General features: G+C 73.0%; 12 protein-coding genes. 11 read left to right on the top strand and 1 reads right to left on the bottom strand.

Translation table 11 applies throughout. The features are described from left to right. Positions 1-298 precede the first annotated feature (298 nt). The 4 genes from VFG42_RS12065 (at position 299) to recN (ending at position 4175) form a co-directional block, all read left to right on the top strand. Positions 299-679: a DUF2294 domain-containing protein gene (locus VFG42_RS12065; protein WP_324908679.1), complete on the top strand. Its 381-nt coding sequence runs from the start codon at positions 299-301 to the stop codon at positions 677-679. 61 nt (positions 680-740) lie between these two features. Next, positions 741-1544 carry a TlyA family RNA methyltransferase gene (locus VFG42_RS12060; protein ID WP_324908677.1) on the top strand — a complete coding sequence of 268 codons (804 nt, stop codon included), beginning with the start codon at positions 741-743 and terminating at the stop codon, positions 1542-1544. A gap of 5 nt (positions 1545-1549) precedes the next feature. Then, positions 1550-2395: an NAD(+)/NADH kinase gene (locus VFG42_RS12055; protein WP_324908706.1), complete on the top strand. Its 846-nt coding sequence runs from the start codon at positions 1550-1552 to the stop codon at positions 2393-2395. A 124-nt stretch (positions 2396-2519) separates the two neighbouring features. Beyond that, positions 2520-4175, top strand: a complete 1656-nt coding sequence (gene recN, locus VFG42_RS12050) for a DNA repair protein RecN (protein WP_324908675.1) — start codon at positions 2520-2522, stop codon at positions 4173-4175. 358 nt (positions 4176-4533) lie between these two features. Here recN and VFG42_RS12045 read toward each other — a convergent pair whose 3' ends face one another. Further along, a complete protein-coding gene (locus tag VFG42_RS12045; RefSeq protein WP_324908673.1) occupies positions 4534-6216 on the bottom strand; it encodes an MFS transporter in 1683 nt (560 codons plus the stop codon). Positions 6217-6285: 69 nt separating this feature from the next. Between VFG42_RS12045 and VFG42_RS12040 the strand changes: the two genes are divergently transcribed. The 7 genes from VFG42_RS12040 to VFG42_RS12010 all read left to right on the top strand — a co-directional run bounded on the left by VFG42_RS12040 (position 6286) and on the right by VFG42_RS12010 (position 17511). Next, positions 6286-6678, top strand: coding sequence for an Hpt domain-containing protein (locus VFG42_RS12040; RefSeq protein WP_324908671.1), 393 nt, complete (start codon positions 6286-6288; stop codon positions 6676-6678). Further along, a complete protein-coding gene (locus VFG42_RS12035; RefSeq protein ID WP_324908669.1) occupies positions 6675-7742 on the top strand; it encodes an adenylate/guanylate cyclase domain-containing protein in 1068 nt (355 codons plus the stop codon). The genes VFG42_RS12040 and VFG42_RS12035 overlap by 4 nt, the downstream gene beginning before the upstream one ends. Before the next feature lie 61 nt (positions 7743-7803). Continuing rightward, positions 7804-8748 (top strand): transporter substrate-binding domain-containing protein, encoded by a 945-nt coding sequence (locus tag VFG42_RS12030; RefSeq protein ID WP_324908667.1) that lies wholly within the window; start codon positions 7804-7806, stop codon positions 8746-8748. Positions 8749-8804: 56 nt separating this feature from the next. Continuing rightward, positions 8805-11615, top strand: coding sequence for an ATP-binding protein (locus VFG42_RS12025; protein ID WP_324908665.1), 2811 nt, complete (start codon positions 8805-8807; stop codon positions 11613-11615). Between the two features lie 512 nt (positions 11616-12127). Beyond that, a complete protein-coding gene (locus VFG42_RS12020; RefSeq protein WP_324908663.1) occupies positions 12128-14863 on the top strand; it encodes an AAA family ATPase in 2736 nt (911 codons plus the stop codon). Between the two features lie 206 nt (positions 14864-15069). Next, on the top strand, positions 15070-16395 hold the full coding sequence (locus tag VFG42_RS12015; RefSeq protein WP_324908661.1) for a hypothetical protein: 1326 nt from the start codon (positions 15070-15072) through the stop codon (positions 16393-16395). Between the two features lie 291 nt (positions 16396-16686). Further along, on the top strand, positions 16687-17511 hold the full coding sequence (locus VFG42_RS12010) for a hypothetical protein (RefSeq protein ID WP_324908659.1): 825 nt from the start codon (positions 16687-16689) through the stop codon (positions 17509-17511). Positions 17512-17518: the final 7 nt, after the last annotated feature.

Raw genomic sequence — 17518 nt, 5'->3', positions numbered from 1 at the left:
TGCCCGATGTCAGGACGGCGCACTGTGAGCACGGACACAGTGGCGTCCTGACCGGGTCGATCGAGGGGGCGTTCGGCGCGTCTTCGGGCCTTGCTACATTGCGCGCCGTTGGGTGCCCCGGCGGCGCTTGACCGCCTCTCAGGTGCGCGGAACCTCTCAGCGAGGGCCGCGGCGCACGGGAGGCGGCGACCGACTGTCGATGCCGGTGGCGGACAGCTTCCTTTGCCCGGACCGGGCGCGGCGTACGACGCACTACGACGCCTGCCGTCCACCGGGCCTCAGTCACCGAAGGGGGCCCATGTCACAGAGCACCGAACCCGACCTGCCGACGACCGACCGCGGATCCGCGCGGTCGGCCATCGCGAACGCCATCGTCCGCCTGCACGCCGAGCACTTCGGCCGCGGGCCGACGCGCGCTCGGGCGCACATCGCCGAGGACTTCGTGCTGGTCGTGTTGGAGGACGTGTTCACCACCGCCGAGCGCACGCTGGTGGCCGCCGGACGCGGCGACCAGGTCCGCGCCACGCGCCAGGCGTTCGCCGAGGTCATGCGCGAGCGCTTCAACCAGGCGGTGGAGACGGCGTGCGGACGACGGGTCCGTGCCTACTTCAGCCAGACGCACGTCGAGCCGGAGATGGCCGTCGAGCTGTTCGTGCTGGAGCCCGACGCCGTCGGCTAGCGGCGTCGGCGTTCGCAGGGGTCCTGCCGGGCAGGAGGCCCGCGCCGGTACGGTTCCGGTCGTGGTCAAGGTCCGGTTGGACACCCTGCTGCATCGGCGCGGCCTGTTCGACTCCCGGTCGCGCGCGGCCGCCTCGGTGATGGCGGGCGAGGTGCGCCTGGGCGGCGAGGGCGGCGCCCGGGCGAGCAAGCCGGGGCAGATGGTCAGCGACGACGTCGAGGTCGCCGTCGACGAGAAGCCGCGGTACGTGTCGCGGGGCGGGGTGAAGCTGGAGAACGCGGTGGCGGGCTTCGGGCTGTCGGTCGCGGGGCGGCGCGCCTTGGACGTCGGCGCGTCGACCGGCGGGTTCACGGACTTCCTGCTGCAGGCGGGCGCGGCGCACGTGGTCGCCTACGACGTGGCCTACGGCGAGCTGGCGTGGTCGGTGCGCAACGACGAGCGCGTCACGGTGATCGAGCGGCGCAACGCGCGCAACATGACGGCCGACGAGCTGCCCTACCGGCCGGACCTGATCGTCTCCGACGTGTCGTTCATCTCGCTGACGAAGGTGCTGCCGGCGGTGCTGGCGTGCGCGTCCGCGGACGGCTTCGACGCGTTGGCGATGATCAAGCCGCAATTCGAGGTGGGGCGCGAGCGGATCGGGTCCGGGGGCGTGGTGCGCGAGGCCGCGGACCGGCGTTCCGCTCTGGTGTCCGTCGCGCGCTCGGTCGCGGGCGTCGCCTCGGTCCTGGGCTTCGCGTCTTCCGGACTGCCCGGCCCGAAGGGCAACCGCGAGACGTTCGTGTGGCTGGCCGAGCCCGGCCGTGCAGGTGCTTTGGACGATGACGGCGTCGTGGCCGCCGCCGAGGACGTGGAGCCCTCTTGAACAACGTGAAGCTCGCGACGGTCCTGACGCACGGGCGTCCGGGGCAGACCGCCGATGCGCTGGAGTCGCTGCGCCGGGCCGCGATCGACGCCGGGTACGTGCTGCGCTTCGACCGCGAGGAGGTCGCCAAGCACGGGCTGACGCCGGCGGAGGGGCTGGAGCTGGACGCGCCGCTCTCCGACGACGTGGATCTCTGCGTGGTCCTGGGCGGAGACGGCACGATCCTGCGCGCGCTGCGGCGCTACGCGGCGACGAGCGTGCCGGTGTTCGCGGTGAACTTCGGCGAGGTCGGGTTCCTGGCGACGATCGACCCCGACGAGGTCGGCGAGGGCTTCGCCAAGGCGTTCCGCGGCGAGTTCGAGGTCATGACCATGCCCGCGCTGGCGCTGGAGACGCCGGGCGGCGACCAGACCGCGATCAACGACGTGTCCTTCCACCGCAAGCTCGGCGAGCGCGTGGCGACGCTGGCCTACGTCGTCGACGGGCAGGAGGTCGGGAAGGTCCGCTGCGACGGCCTGGTGATCTCGACGCCGGCCGGGTCCACGGGCTACAACCTGGCCAACGGCGGGCCCGTGCTGGCGTGGGGCGTGGAGGGCTACGTGGTGTCGTTCATCGCGCCGCACTCGCTGACGGCCCGCGCGCTGGTGGTGTCGCCGACCGACGTGCTGGAGGTCCACAACCGCTCGCTGGAGCCGGTCGACGTGTCGATCGACGGCCGGCCGGCGGGCGAGCTGGGACCGGGGGAGGCGCTGGCGTCGCGCTTCGTCAGCGAGGCGGCGGACCTGGCGCAGCTGCCGGGGTCGTCGTTCTACCTGCGCGTGCGGGAGCGGTTCGGGCGGCTGGCGTCGTAGGGGCCGCGGAGCGCGGTTTGGCGCGCGCTGTGGCGCGCGCGCCCGCGCCGAATGGGTGTTCGGTTCGTGCAGGTTCGGTTGCACGAACGCGTGTTCGTCCGACCGGCGGTGTAGAAGTCCACGCATGCTCCACGAGCTGCGCGTCGAGAACCTCCTGCTGATCGAGCGGGCCGAGCTGTGCCTCGCGCCCGGGTTGAACGTGCTGACCGGCGAGACCGGCGCCGGCAAGACCGTGCTCGCGCACGCGCTGGACCTGCTCCTGGGCGGGCGCGCGCGGGCGGGCATCGTGCGGCCGGGCGCCGCGGAGGCCTACGTGGAGGGCGTGTTCGACCTGCCGGCCGAGCTGCGCTCGCTGCTGGGCGAGCGCGTGGCGCCGGACGCCGAGGAGCTGGTGCTCTCGCGGCGCGTCTCGGCGGAGGGGAGGACCAGGGCCTACATGAACGGCCGCTCGGTCCCGGTGGCCGACCTGCGCGAGGCGGCCGAGGGGCTGATCGCGTTCTACGGCCAGCACGAGCACCGCAAGCTGACGCTGGCCTCGTCGCAGCTGGAGCTGTTGGACGGCGCCTGCGGCGACGCGCAGGCGGCGCGGCGCGAGAAGTACCTGGTGTCGCATGCGCGCGTACGGACGTTGGAGGGGTCCTTGGACGAGCTGCGCGAGCGCGCGGGCGCGCGGGATCGCGAGCTGGACCTGCTGCAGTTCGAGCTGGCCGAGATCGAGGCGGCGGCGCCGTCGATGGAGGAGGAGGCCGAGCTGACGGCGCGGCGCGACCGGCTGCGCCACGTCGAGGCGCTGCGCGGCGCGGCGTTCGGCGCGGCCGAGGCGATCGTCGCCGACGACGGCGGCGTGTCGGGCGTGCTCGCGTCGGCGTCGACGTTGTTGGATGGGTTGGAGGGCGTCGACGCGCGGCTGGACGCGCTCGCCGAGCGCTGGCACGCGCTGGCCATCGAGGCCGACGACCTGGCGGCCGAGCTGCGGGCCTACGGGGAGGGGATGGAGGCCGACGACGTCGCGAGCCTCGACCTCGTCGAGGAGCGCCTCGCCGCCTGGGACCGGCTGAAGCGCAAGCACGGGGGGACGATCGAAGCCGTGTTGGAGCACGCCGACGAGTGCCGCGCGCGGATCGCCGAGCTGGACCACGCGGAGGTGGCGCTGGAGGAGGCGCAGGCGTCGCTGGCCGCCGCGCTCGCCGATCGCTCCGCGCTGGCCGACGAGCTGCACCGCTCGCGCGTGAAGGCGGCCAAGTCCTTGGCGAAGTCCGTGCGGTCGCGGTTGGCCGATCTCGCGATGGAGTCCGCGACCTTCGAGATCTCGATCGAGGGCCGCGAGCCCGGTCCGACCGGCACCGACACCGTCGAGTTCCTGATCGCGCCGAACCCCGGCGTGCCCGCCGCGCCGCTGCGGGAGACGGCTTCGGGCGGTGAGCTGTCGCGCGTCATGTTGGCCTTGCTCGGCGCCGCCAACGCGAGCGGGTCGAGCATCCTGGTCTTCGACGAGATCGACGCCGGCATCGGCGGCCACACCGCCCGCGCCGTCGGCGAGCAGCTGCGCGACCTCGCCTCCGGCCGCCAGGTCCTCTGCATCACCCACCTCCCTCAGGTCGCCTCGCTGGCCACCCGCCACTTCTCCATCGCCAAGTCCACCGACCGCACCACCGCCCTCACCACCGTCACCCAACTCGCCGAGCAGCACGTCGTCTCCGAGCTCGTCCGCATGCTCGGCGCCTCCGCCGACGACGTCGCGGCACGACGCCACGCCAAGGAGCTGCGCAAGGCGGCGTGAGGCGCGGGGCAGCACGCTGTCGTTGATCAAGGTACGTGTGCCCGCTCACCACCCAGGAGCTGATCGAGCGCGCGGTTGCGCTCGGCCTGGGCCGGGCGGCGACCGAGATCGCTGCCCATGCCGAACCGGCGGTGCAGCTCATCCCTGGAGGCGAGGAGTGCCCGTCGTTCTTCGGTGCTCCCGCCCGGCATCCAGGGGCGGGTCCCAGCGGGCCGGGCGGCAGATGGACAGCCCTTGCCGTGCCATCGTTGAAGGGCAAGCCTTCGCCCTGCGCGAGTTCATTGCCAAGGGCGATGTTGTGATGGCGGACAACATGTGACCCAACCTCGGGCAGAACCGTGGGCGATGATCGGCAGGCTCACCCGGGATCGCGCTCGGCGCGCGGCTCCACCCTGGGTCGAGAGCCGAATCCGCTCCCTTCGCTCTCCTCGACGTTCTCGTGCGCGCGTCGCATCTCGTCGAGGCGTCGGCGCACCAGCTCATCCGCCGACGCCCGGGCGGACACGTGCCCGGTCACGGCCAGGAGGAAGGACTCGCGGTCGAGCGCGTACAGCTCGGCGTCGGTGCGGGCGCTGACCGTGGCGGTGCGCGGCGTGTCCTGGATCAGCGCGATCTCGCCGACGCCCTCGCCGCGCGGGCGGGTGACGATCCGCTTGCCGTCTCGAAGGACGTCCAACTTGCCGCCCGCGATAACATAGTACTGCTCACCAATGTCGCCCTGGCGCATGACGACGGTCCCGGCCGCGACGCGGAGTCGCGTGAGCGACCGGGCGAGGGTCTCGAGCGTCGGTGCGGGCAGCGCCGCGAAGAGGTCGATCGATCGAAGCAGGTGGATCTCGGTGACGGGGACGTTCGCCGAGGCGTCGAGCGAGCGCAGTCGCCGGGACATCGCGAGGAGCATCGCGAGCAGGATGGCGCCGGTGCCGATGAGGGCCAATGGGGCGCCGCCGACCGCGATGAGGACGGGTGCGAGCACGAACCCGGTGGCGAGGCCGGCGTTCAGCAGGGCCTCCAGGGCGGCGAACGCGCTGGCCAGGAGGGTCGGCCTCACGGTGCGCTGCAGGAGGGTGCGGCCGCTGACGTCGAAGAGGCTGCGTCCCAAGCCGGAGATCAGGATCAACGTGAGTGCGCTGATGCTCGTGGCGTGCAGCCCGAGGACGATCAGTGGGCTGATGGCCAGCGCGCCGCCGGCCATCAGCGCCGGCGTCAGCCGGCGCGTTCCGACGAGCCCGGCGGTGGCGACGATCGCCAGCACCCCGCCTGCGCCCATGGCCGCGGTCAGGTAGCCGGCGCCTCCCGAGCCCATCCCGAGGTCCATGGCCAGGACGACGAAGATCAGGTCGAGCGCGCCGTACAGGATGTACTGGGACCCGAGCACGAGGACGAGGGTCAGCGCGGCGGGCTGGCTCGCGATCGAGCGGAGCCCAGCGACGAGGCCGTCCGCGTCCCCCGGATCGCCGCCGGCGAACGGCGGCGCCCCGGGGATCCCTGCCACGAGGAGCGCTGCCAGCGTCGCCAGCGCCGCCATGCCCGCGAGCGCGAGCGCCGGTCCGTCGATCGCCAGCATGAGGCCGACGAGGAGCGGGACGACAAGGTTGCTGATGCTCTCCAGCCAGCCCTGGCCGGCATTGGAGGCTGCCAGCTCCTCGGGTGACCGCACGATCGCCGGCAGGAGCGTCGCCTGCGCGGGGCGTGCGACGCACAGGGTGAGGTTGAGGACCGGAGCGAGCAGATACACGAGGACACGGGGACCGTCCGCGGCGACGGTCACGGCGATCGCGGTCACCGAGAGCGCCGTGACGACGTAGCCGCCGAACAGCACGCGGCCGGCGGGATGGCGGTCGGCGAGCGACCCGACCCACGGGGCCAAGGCGACGCTCGGGATCAGCTGGACGAGGGCGATCGCGCTGGCCGCCGACGCGCCGCCACGCTGGTAGGCGTACACCAACAGCGCCACCCACGCTCCGGCCTCCACACCGATGAACGCCGCGTACGCGGCGCCCACCCGCAGGAGCCTGCGGTTGCGAGCGGTTGCCGCCATGACGGCGGGAACCTGGCGCATCCGCGACATGCGGAGAATCTAATGCATTAGGCTCGCCCCGAACGGAAAATGGGCTCAGACTCGGTTCACCAGACACAGCACCACGCCCAGCTCGCACTCGATCCCAACGCGATCGCCGCGCTCCGAGACCTCCTCGGCCACGACGCGCACGCCCTCCGCGAGATCATCGACGAGTTCCTCTGCGCGGCCCCTGACTGTTTGGCAGAGCTGCGGAGCGCCGTCGCGTCCGGCGATGCCGAGGCGGCCGCGCGAGCGGCGCACACGCTGAAGGCCAACGCGGCGACATTCGGTGCCGTCGCCCTCGCCGACCGTTGCCGAGCGGTCGAGGCCCAGGCGCGGTCCGGTCCCGGGACGGCCGACCTCGCCCAGGTCGACGCGATCGCGGCCGAGTGGGTTCACGTCGACGCGGGGCTGCGGGCGGTGCGCCCCGGTGCGGCATGAGGGCGGACGGCTCCGCCGACTCGATCCTGGTCGTCGACGACGATCCGGTCAACCGCGCCCTGCTGCGGCGCAGCCTCGAAGCGCAGGGCCACATCGTGCGGACGGCCGAAGACGGGGCGCGGGCACTCGAGCTGCTGGTCGAGGAGACCGGCGATCTCGTGCTGCTGGACATCGTCATGCCGGAGCTGGACGGGGTCGCCGTGCTGGAACGGGTCAAGGCCGATCCGCTCCGGCGTCACGTGCCCGTGATCATGATCTCCGCGGTAGACGAGATCGACAGCGTCGTCCGCTGCATCGAGCTCGGAGCCGAGGACTACCTGCCCAAGCCCTTCGATCCGGTGCTCCTGCGCGCCCGGATCAACGCGGGCCTCAGTCGCAAGCGCCTGCACGACCTCGAGCGCGACCGCGTCCGCGACGTCTTCGCCCGGTTCGTGCCCGAGGGCATCGTCGATCAAGTCGTCACGCTCACCGGAGACGGGCTCCGGCTGGGCGGGACGCTGGTCGAAGGCACGATCCTCTTCAACGACATCCGCGACTTCACGGCCTACGCCGAGCGCCACCCGCCGTCGGCGGCGCTCGAGGTGCTCAATCGCTTCCTCGGGCGTATGAGCGACGTGGTCCTCGACCATGGCGGGAGCCATCTCGGCTTCCGCGGCGACGGGATGATGGCGGCGTTCGGGGCGCCGATCACGATGGCCGACCACGCGGACAGGGCCCTGGACGCCGCGCGCAGCATGCTCGACGAGCTGCCGCGCTTCAACGCGTGGATGCGCGAGCAGGGCCTCGGCACGGGGTTCCGGATCGGCATAGGGATCTGCAGCGGGCCGTTCATGGCCGGCAACGTCGGCTCCGAGCGGCGCCTGGAGTACACGGCCATCGGAGATACGCCCAACACCGCCGCCCGGCTGGAGGCGATGACCAAGGGCACGCCGCACTCGGTGCTGCTCGCGGACTCGACGCGCCGCGCCCTCGTCCAGCCGCCATCGGATCTGGTGGCGTTCGGCGAGCACGCGGTGCGAGGCAGGCGGGAACCGGTGCGGCTCTGGAGCATCGAGAGCGCATGACCGCTGGACCAGGCGACACAGAGGAGGTGGGCACAGCATGATCGGACGAAGGAGCATGCGGATGGGCGTGACCGTCGCGGCGTGCGGCGCCGCGCTGGCATCGGCCTCGTGCGGCGGATCGGACGACGACCCCGCCGTCGCCCGGCCGGCGGCCAACCCGGCGACCGACAAGCTCGCGCAGATCGCGGCGCGCGGCACGCTCGTGCTCTCCACCGACCCGCTCTATCCGCCACAGTCGTTCGCCGTCAAGGGATCGAAGCGCGCGGCGAGCACGAAATGCGCGGAGAACCAGCTCACCGCGAGCCAGATCAGCGGCTACGACGCCGACACCGGCAAGCTCGTCGCCCGGCGGCTCGGCGTCGAGCCATGTTTCGTGGTGCCGACCTGGACGCAGATCACCGCGGGCAACTGGGCCGACCGCTGGGACATCGCGTATGGGTCGGGTGCGATCAACACCGACCGCATGAAGCACCTCTGGATGACGCAGCCCTACCGCGTCGAGCCGCAGCGGTTCTTCGTGCGGAAGGGCTCGCCGTACCGAGTCCCGAGCGACCTCGACGGCAAGCGGATCGGCGTGTGCTCCGGCTGCACCGTCGAGTTCTACCTCAAGGGCGTGCTCGCCATTCCGGGCACCGAGCTCGCCAAGAAGGTCGACGCCCCGAGGATCGTCGAGTTCGAGGTCGAGCCTCCGGGGCTGAAGGCGCTGAGCGTAGGCAAGCTTGACGGGTTCCTCACCGCCGAGGCGGTGGGCGAGGAGGCGATCAAGCAGGGCCGGCCGCTTCGAGCGCTCGACGACGTGGCCTTCACCATGCCGCTCACGGGCTTCGTCGACAAGAGCTCGGGGCTGGCCGTGAAGCCGTTCATCGACCGGGTTGACGCGATCGTGAGCGGCCTCCTGAGCGACGGGACGATGTCGAAGCTCTCGGTGAAGTACTTCGGCAAGGACTACGCCGCCGCGGCGAAGGGGTTCGACATGGGCTCGATCGGCCAGCAGGTGTCGCAATAGACGATCGACAGCGCGCTCGCGGCGGCCTTCGGGGCCTGCGTCCCGGCCGCAGCCTGATGGCCCGGCTCGTCGGCTCGTTCCTGGCGCTGTCGGTCCTGATGGTCGCCGTCGTCTGCCTCGTCTCGTACGAGCGCGCGCGCTCGTCACTGGAACGCTCGGTCTTCGCGCGACTCGGCGCGATCGCCGACGCCAAGACCGACGCGCTCGAGCGCTGGATCGCCGAGCAGCAGCGCAGCGTGGTCTTCATCGGCACGCTTCCCCAGGTGGGACGCGCCGGGCAGACCCTCCTCGGCCGCGACGCGTCGCGTCCCGCCCGCCGGCGCGCACACGCCGAGCTGGCCACGACGCTCGACGCGGTCGTCCGTCACACGTCAGACGCGCAGGAGCTGATGGTCCTCGGGCTCGACGGCCGGATCCGCGTGTCGACCGCTCGCGCCCACGAAGGGCTCTCGCAGGCGGCGCTGCCGTACTACCGCAACGGCGTGTCCCACACGAGCGTGCAGAACCCCTACGCGTCGGCGCTCACCGGTGGCCCGACGATCACGGTGAGCACGCCGCTGTTCACCGACAGCGGCCTGGGCCAGGAAGTCGGCGTGCTCGCCGCGAACCTCAACCTCGCCCGCATCGACCGGATCGTGCTCCCGGCCCACGGGCTCGGATCGGCCGGCGCGGCGTACCTCGTCGGACGCGATCACCGCTTCGTCCATCAGATCCTCAACTCCGGTCGCCATGCGCGCGGCGTGCGCTCGACCGGCATCGACCGCGCTCTCGCGAGGCGGTCGGGACAGGCGCTGTACGCGAACTACGCGGGCGTGCCGGTGATCGGGGTCTATCGCTGGCTGCCCGACCGCGACGCCGCGATCGTCGTCGAGATGAGCCAGCACGCGGCCTTCGCGCCCGCGCGCCAGCTGGCGCTGAACATCGCGATCATCGGCCTGATCGCCGTCGGCCTCACGGGGATCGCGATCTACCTCGTCTCGCGGCGGATCGCGCGACCGATCCTCGCCATCACCGACTCGGCGACCGCGGTCACGGCCGGCGACCTCACCCGCACCGCGCCGGTGGCCTCGGACGACGAGATCGGCACGCTCGCGCGCGCGTTCAACGCGATGACGGCGCAGCTCAACGAGAACGTCGCCGGGCTCGAGCGGCGCGTGGCGGAGCGCACGGAGGAGCTGCACGTGCAGAACGCGGAGCTCGAGGCGCTGCACGAGACGTCGCTCGGGGTCATGCATCGGCTCGACGTCAACGACCTCCTGCACGAGGTGCTCGTCCGCGCAGCGGAGCTGCTCGGGACGCGACACGGCTACCTCTACCTGCGCCGTCCCGGCGAGGAGGCGATCGAGAGCCGCGTGGCCATGGGCCTGTTCGAGGAGGAGATCGGGACGCAGATGGCGATCGGCGAGGGCGTCGCCGGGCGGGTCTGGGCCTCGGGGGAGCCGATCGTGGTGGATGACTACGACACCTGGGAGGGACGCGACCCCACGTTCCCCCGAGGGTCGGTGCACGCGATCGTCGGCGTGCCGTTGACCTCTGGTGAGGAGACGTTCGGGACGCTCGGCGTCGCTCGCGACTCGGGAGACGACCGCTCGTTCGACGCCGCGGAGGTCGATCGGCTGCAGCGCTTCGCGCAGCTGGCGCTCATCGCGCTCGACAATGCCCGGCTCTACGCCGCGATGCGCGAGGCGCGCGAGGTGGCGGACGCGGCGAACAGCGCCAAGAGCGTCTTCCTGGCCTCGATGAGCCATGAGGTGCGGACGCCCATGAACGCCATCATCGGGATGAGCGGCCTGCTCCTGCGCAGCGACCTCGACGAGGAGCAGCGCGAATACGCGTCGATCGTGCGCACGAGCAGCGAGGCGCTCCTGACGATCCTCAACGACATCCTGGACTTCTCCAAGATCGAAGCCGGGCGCATGGAGCTGGAGGAGGCGCCGTTCGACCTCCGCGAATGCGTCGAAGGGGCCATCAGCCTGATCGGCGCGAACGCCGCGGAGAAGGGCTTGCAGCTCTCCGCCCAGGTCGACGACGCGGTGCCCGCGGTGCTCGTCGGCGACGGCAGCCGCCTGCGGCAGATCCTGCTGAACCTGCTCGGCAACGCGGTGAAGTTCACCGAGGCGGGCGCCGTCACCGTGCTCGTCGGCGCCCCCGTGAACGCGGACGCCGACGGCTTCGATCTGCCGATCGCCGTGAGCGACACCGGGATCGGGATCCCTCCCGACCGTGCAGACCGCCTCTTCGAGTCGTTCAGCCAGGCCGACGCGTCGATCAGCCGCCGGTACGGCGGCACCGGGCTGGGGTTGGCCATCTCCAGGCGCCTGGCCGAGGCGATGGGCGGAACGATCCGCGCGCGCAGCACCGGTGTCCCGGGCGAGGGCAGCACCTTCGACGTCACGATCCGCACCCGCGGCGCGGTCGACCAGCCCGCGCCCGGCACGGCCGCCCCGCGCGCGGGCGACCACGACCTCGATCCCGGGTACGCGACGCGACACCCACTGCGCATCCTGCTCGTGGACGACAACATGGTCAACCAGAAGCTCGCCCTCAGCCTGCTGTCTCGCATGGGGTACGGGGCCGACACCGCCGGCAACGGTCGCGAGGCCGTCGAGGCCGTCGCGCGTCAGGCCTACGACCTCGTCCTGATGGACGTGCAGATGCCCGAGATGGACGGCCTCGACGCGACCCGCGTCATCGTCGAGCGGACGCCCACCGAGCGGCTGCCCCGCATCGTCGCGATGACGGCCAACGCGATGGACGGCGACCGTGAACGTTGCGCCGCCGCCGGCATGCACGGCTACATCTCCAAGCCGATCCGCGTCGAGGAGTTCGTGGCAGCCTTACGCGAGACCCAGCCTCGCATGGCGTAGGACCCGCACATCTCTCGGAGACGGCGACCAGCGCGAGCTTCAGAGCGGTCGCCGCCACGCGCCTCGCCTCGGCGCCTGGGACCGCGCGTGGAATGCTCACCGGGCCTCATCGGTCGAACGTGGAGCAGGCGGAGGGGCGGTAGCCGACCCGCGTGCTTCAGCGCTGCGCGCCGAATCGTTCGCCAACGAGGACCAGCGTCGCCAGGTGGCGCTTGCCCGTCTTGTCGCGGGTGGTCACCGTCACCGCGTTGCGGAGCGGGCCGCGACTGCACGACCGGCGCGATCGCCGGCAGCGGCGTGTCGGGAGCGACCACCTGGCCGGAGCAGGGAACGCTCGACGGGATGACGCTGTCGACCGTCAGCGGGCCGTACTCCACCCAGTCGAGCGACGGTCGGGGGACCCGCGCGCCTAGCACCCTGGCGGCCAACGACTGGCCACGGGTCGCGATAGTCGTCGTCAGGAAGGGGCGACCGGGAGCCAGGCGCGGCGCGGCGGTAGCGTTCGCGCTTCGATGGAGCTGATCGGGCGCGATGCCGAGCTGGTGAGGCTGCGGGGGCTCGTCGACGGCGGCGCGGGAGCGCTCGTCGTCGCGGGGCGGCCCGGCGTCGGCAAGAGCGCGCTGCTGGCCGCGGCCGTCGCCGGCGCCGAGCGCCTGCTGCACACGACCGGTGTCCAGAGCGAGATCGCGCTGCCGTTCGCCGGCCTGCGCGAGCTGCTGGAGCCGGTCCTGGACGCGGTCGACGCGCTCCCGCAGGCCCAACGGCGGGCGCTCCGTGCCGCGCTGGCGCTGGATGAGCCGAACGGCCTCGATCGCGGCATGGTCCTCCACGCGCTCGTCGCGCTCGCGGGCGAGTTGGCCCCGATCGTGGTGGCGGTCGACGACGTCCAGTGGCTGGACGCCTCGTCGCGGGAGGCCGTCGCGTTCCTGGCGCGACGGGCGCAGCGCACCGGGATCGCCGTGCTGGCCGTGCGGTCGCTGCGCGGCGAGCCGCTCGACGGCTGGCCGGAGCTGCCGACGCTGACGCTCGGCGAGCTGCGCCGTGGCGACGCGTTGGACCTCACCCGCCGGTCGGGCGTGGCGCCCGTGGTCGCCGAGGCGCTGGTCGAGGCGCTCGGCGGCAACCCCCTGGCCCTCGTCGAGGGCCCGACCGAGCTCACCGCCGCCCAGCGCGCGGGCCGCGAGGCGCTCCCCGACCTGCCGTCCGCCGGGGAGCGCATCACCGACGCCTACGCCTTGCGGCTCTCTCGCCTGCCACGCGCCACCCGCGCGGCGCTGCTGATGGCCGCCGCCAGCACCGATGGGGCGACCGGGCCGCTGGCGGCCGCGCTGGCCGGTTCGACCGGGCTGGCGGCCTTCGGCCCAGCCGAGGACGACGGCCTGGTCTCCGTCGACCAACGCGTCGTGCGCTTCGCGCACCCGGAGGCGCGCGCCGCCGTCTACCACGCCGCGGCGCCCAGCGACCGACGTGCCGCCCACCGGGCGTTGGCCGCCGTCCTCCCCGGCGACGCGCGGGCGTGGCACCTCGCCGTGGCGGCCGACCGTCCCGACGAGGCGCTGGCTGCCACGCTGGAACGATCGGCCTACGACGCCGCGGCACGCGGCGCGCCCGGCACCGCGCTGCACGGCCTGCGGCGCGCCGCCGCGCTCAGCCCGGATCCCGTCCGCGGCCGTGCCAGGGCGCTCGCGGCGGGCCATCTCGCGCTGGTGGCCGGTCACCCGCAGACGGCGCTGGCGCTGGCGTCCGACCTGCCACCGGCACCGGACTCGGCCGCACGCGCCGACACGCAGTTGCTCGTCGGCGCCGCCACCGCGCAGGCTGGGCAGCCGGCCGAGGCGCACGCCCTGCTGGAGGCCGAGGCCGACCGCGTCGCCGCCACCGATCCCGGCCGCGCCGCGGCGCTGCTCACGCAGGCCACGATCGCGGTGATGGGTTCCGGGCCCACCGGCCTGATCGCGCGCATCGCCGCACGCGCACGCGAGCTGGCGGGGGCGGGCGGGCAAGGCTCCGACCTCGTGCCGGCGATGATGGAGGCCTCGGCGCGCGCGGTCGCCGGCGAGCACGACGTCGCCCGCGCGGTCCTGGGCGGGCGGCTGGACGAGATCGTCGCCCTCGACCCGGCGGCGCCCGGCCACCAGGTGATCGCGCTGGCGGGCATGTGCCTGCACTGGATCGAGGAGCAGGACGCGGCCGTCCGCCTGATCGCACCGGTCGTGCAGACGCTTCGTGAGCGCGGCGCGGTGACACCGCTGGCCTTCCCGCTGGTCGTGCTGGCCAGCGTCCACTGCCGTCGTGGGGATTTCCACGGCGCGCGCGAGCTGGCGCGGGAGGCCGCCGGGCTGGGCGAGGAGGCGATCGGCGACTTCCTGCAGGCGCTGACGCTCAACACGCGCGCGTTCGTCGCCGCGTACCTGGGCGAGGACGACGTCTGCGTCGCCAACGCGCAGCAGGCGCGCGCGATCTGCGAGCGGCTGGGGATCTACTCGCACCGCGCGGTGGCCGAGCAGGCGCTCGGCATGCTCGCCCTGTCCCAGGGGCGCCTGCCGGAGGCGATCGCGCACCTCGAGCGCGGGCGCGAGCACCGGCTGCGCTACGGCGCCCACGATCCCGGCTACATGTTCAACGAGAGCGACCTGACCGAGGCCTACGCGCGAGCCGGACGCATCGAGGACGCCGCGCGGACGCTGGATGAGCTGCGCGACGGCGCGGCCCTCACCGGTGGCGCCTGGGCCACGGCCGCGACCGCGCGCTACGCGGCCCTGTTGGATGGCGACGACGCGATCGACGGGCATCTCGCGGCTGCGACCGCCGCGCACGCGCGGGTGAGCTTCGCGTTCGAGGAGGCCCGCACCAAGCTGATCTTCGGCGAGCGCCTGCGCCGCGCCCGCCGTCGCACCGAGGCGCTGGCGCTGTTGGCCGAGGCGCACGCCGCGTTCGCCGGCCAGGGCGCCGTGCGCTGGGCCGACCGCGCCGGCGCCGAGCTGGCGGCGGCGGGCGCCGGACCTCCGGTCGCGGTCGGCGACCCCGGGGCGGTCGCGGGCCTGACCGCGCGCGAGCGTGAGGTCTGCGCGTTGGTGGCCGGCGGCGCCACCAACGTCGAGGTCGCCGCCGCGCTGTTCCTCTCGCCGCGTACGGTCGAGCACCACCTGCGGCACATCTACCGCAAGGTCGGCGTGCGCTCGCGCTCGGAGCTGGCCGCGCGCTTCGCGCCGCAGCGCGGCGAGACGCCCGCGGCCTCACGCCGGTGAGCTCGCCGATGCGCCACGGCGCTCCGTTTTCCATCGTCCGCCGCCATGCCCCGCGCCGGTCCACCGCGCTCCTCCGGCCCTTCGTCGCCCGTGTGAGACCTCGGCCCCGCCCACGGGACCGGCGTCCAGGCGGACGGCTCGCCGCTGCCATGAGACCAGTGATATCGCCGATGCGCGGCGCGGGCGCGCGGCCTAACGTCGGGGCGGTGCGCACGCTTGTCATAGCCCTTGCCTTGTTGCTGCCCCCTGCCGCCGCGGCCGAGGCGACCCAGCTGTCCTACGTCGACCAGGGGCAGGTGTGGGTGTCGACCCTCGACGGCGCCCAGAAGCGCGCGATCTCGGGGCCCGCGCCGGTCGTCGCCCCCGGCGAGAGCCGCGCGTGGACCGAGCAGGCGCAGTCCGACGACGGCTGGATCGTCGCCGTCGCCCGAGTGTCGGGCGGGACGGGCGCGGCCGCCCCGACCCGGGTCTGGAGCCCGGACGGCGCGGTCGCCGCGCAGAGCACGCTGGGCTACCACGGGGCCTACAACAACGGCAGCCTCGCGGTCCCGGTGCAGCTCGACCTGGGCCCCGGCGGCCAGCAGATGATCTACACCTACTCGGACATGGTGTACGGCTACCCGACGTCCACGCTGTACCAGGGCACCTGGGCCACCAACACCTCCAACTCCAGCGGCGAGCCCTTCGACGTGCCGAGCCTGATCGGCTCCTCGCTGGTGGGCTCGCGCTGGGTCGGCGTCAACGGCAACGCGGGGACGAACGACGACAACGTCGTCGTCGAGGCGGCGGGCGGCCAGGCGCCGTTCAGCACCACCTTCACGCCGTGGTTCCATGCCACGGGGGCGTGGTCGGTGGACGTCGCCGCCAACGGCAGCGTCGCCGCGGTCATCTACCAGCTCGACAACAACAGCCCGTACGCTCTGGGCCTGTTCGCGGCCAACGGCGTCGGCGCGCCGCTCCCGGGCCCGAGCTGCGACGTGCCGGCCGTCGGCGGCGTCCACGCGGTGAGCGTCTCCCAGGACGGCCGGTGGCTGGCATGGGTCGACGACCGCGGCCTGGTCACGGCCGCTCTCGCGCCGATCACCACCAGCCCCTGCCCGCTGGGCGGCGCGCCGACCGTGATCTCGGCGACGGGCTCCTATCCCTCGCTCGGCGCGACGACCCTGGCCACGCCGATCGCGTCGCCCGCGACGGGCACGTCGCCGGCTCGCACGTCGCCGTCGTCGCCGTCGCCGTCGCCGTCGAAGCCCACCGTGACGGTGCCCAAGACCGTCAAGGCGTCAGCGTTCGCCAAGGGCCTGACGCTCGCCGTGACCGTCAAACGCCAGGGCACCGTCACCGCCATCGCGAAGGTTGGCGCAACCGCGCTGGCCCGGGCGACGACGAAGGCCAAGGACGCCGGAACGGTCAAGCTCAGGCTGAAGGCCTCCAAGCGCCTCGCCCGACGCCTGAGCCGCTACCGGGGCAAGACGCTGACGCTCACCGTGCGCGCCCCCGGCGGTGTCGTGGCGGTCACCCGCAGGCTGCGATAGCCAGGCCGAAGCGGGCCGGCGCGGGGCGGCCGCGCCGGGTGAGCTTGGCCTTGATCGTCGCCGCCGGCCGGCCGGCGGCGCCACGAGGACGTCGTCGGCATGGCGGCAGGCGCTGCTCGGCAAGGCCTGCGTCAACCGCCGCGTCATCGTTCTGCACCCGTCGCGCCGCTTCCGCGGCGCCGAGGTCGTCGTGACGATGGACGATCGCCCGCGTCGCCCGCACGGTGCGCGTCGCCCGCCCCGCGACCGGCGTTCAGGAGAACGCAAGGTGGCGGCCGCGACGGTTGCGCCATGACGACCACCGCACCGGCCGGCGCTCGCACATGGGGCCGTGATCTGCTGAACAAGGTCCCCGAGGTCACGCTGTTCTTCTGGGTCATCAAGATCATGTGCACGACGGTCGGCGAGACCGCTGCCGACTACCTGAACGAGAACCTCGGGTTCGGCCTGACGAACACCACGTACGTCACCGGCGCGCTGCTGGTGGTGCTGTTGTTGGTGCAGTTCCGTGTGCGGCGGTACGTGCCGGTCGCCTACTGGGCGGTCGTGGTCGTCATCAGCGTGTTCGGCACGCTGATCACCGACAACTTGAGCGACGGCTACAACGTGCCCTTGACCACGACGACGCCGATCGCCGCCGCGGTCCTGGCGGCGGTGTTCGCGATCTGGTGGGCGTTCGAGCGGACGCTGTCGATCCACACGATCGTGACGGTTCGGCGCGAGGCGTTCTACTGGCTGGCGATCCTGTTCACGTTCGCGCTGGGCACCGCGGCCGGCGACCTGCTCGCCGAGAAGGCCGACCTCGGCTACGGCGTCTCGATCGCGATCTTCGGCGCCGCGATCGCCGTCGTCGCGTTCGCGCACTACGTGCTGAAGCTCAACGCGGTGCTCTCGTTCTGGTTGGCCTACATCCTGACCCGGCCGCTCGGCGCCTCGGTCGGCGACTTCATGTCGCAGAAGAGCGACAAGTACGGCGGGCTCGGGCTCGGCACCACGGGCACGTCCTACATCTTCCTCGCCTGCATCCTCATCCTGGTGGCCTTCCTCTCGATCACCAAGCACGACCAGACCGACCCGGCGCGCCTGACCGCCGACCCGGAGCAGGCTCCGGCCTAGCGGTCGG

The organism is Baekduia sp. (genome assembly GCF_035685985.1).
Lineage (GTDB): Bacteria > Actinomycetota > Thermoleophilia > Solirubrobacterales > Solirubrobacteraceae > Baekduia.
Note: the sequence above shows the minus strand (reverse complement) of the source record. Positions and strands in the feature narration are given on the sequence as shown.

Bases quoted from the DNA above. Each gene is read 5' to 3' on its own strand.
- VFG42_RS12020 (WP_324908663.1), top strand. From the start codon at position 12,128: ATGGAGCTGATCGGGCGCGATGCCGAGCTGGTGAGGCTGCGGGGGCTC.
- VFG42_RS12030 (WP_324908667.1), top strand. From the start codon at position 7,804: ATGGGCGTGACCGTCGCGGCGTGCGGCGCCGCGCTGGCATCGGCCTCG.
- VFG42_RS12035 (WP_324908669.1), top strand. From the start codon at position 6,675: ATGAGGGCGGACGGCTCCGCCGACTCGATCCTGGTCGTCGACGACGAT.
- VFG42_RS12010 (WP_324908659.1), top strand. From the start codon at position 16,687: ATGACGACCACCGCACCGGCCGGCGCTCGCACATGGGGCCGTGATCTG.
- recN (WP_324908675.1), top strand. From the start codon at position 2,520: ATGCTCCACGAGCTGCGCGTCGAGAACCTCCTGCTGATCGAGCGGGCC.
- VFG42_RS12045 (WP_324908673.1), bottom strand. From the start codon at position 6,216: ATGGCGGCAACCGCTCGCAACCGCAGGCTCCTGCGGGTGGGCGCCGCG.
- VFG42_RS12065 (WP_324908679.1), top strand. From the start codon at position 299: ATGTCACAGAGCACCGAACCCGACCTGCCGACGACCGACCGCGGATCC.
- VFG42_RS12025 (WP_324908665.1), top strand. From the start codon at position 8,805: ATGGCCCGGCTCGTCGGCTCGTTCCTGGCGCTGTCGGTCCTGATGGTC.
- VFG42_RS12040 (WP_324908671.1), top strand. From the start codon at position 6,286: ATGGGCTCAGACTCGGTTCACCAGACACAGCACCACGCCCAGCTCGCA.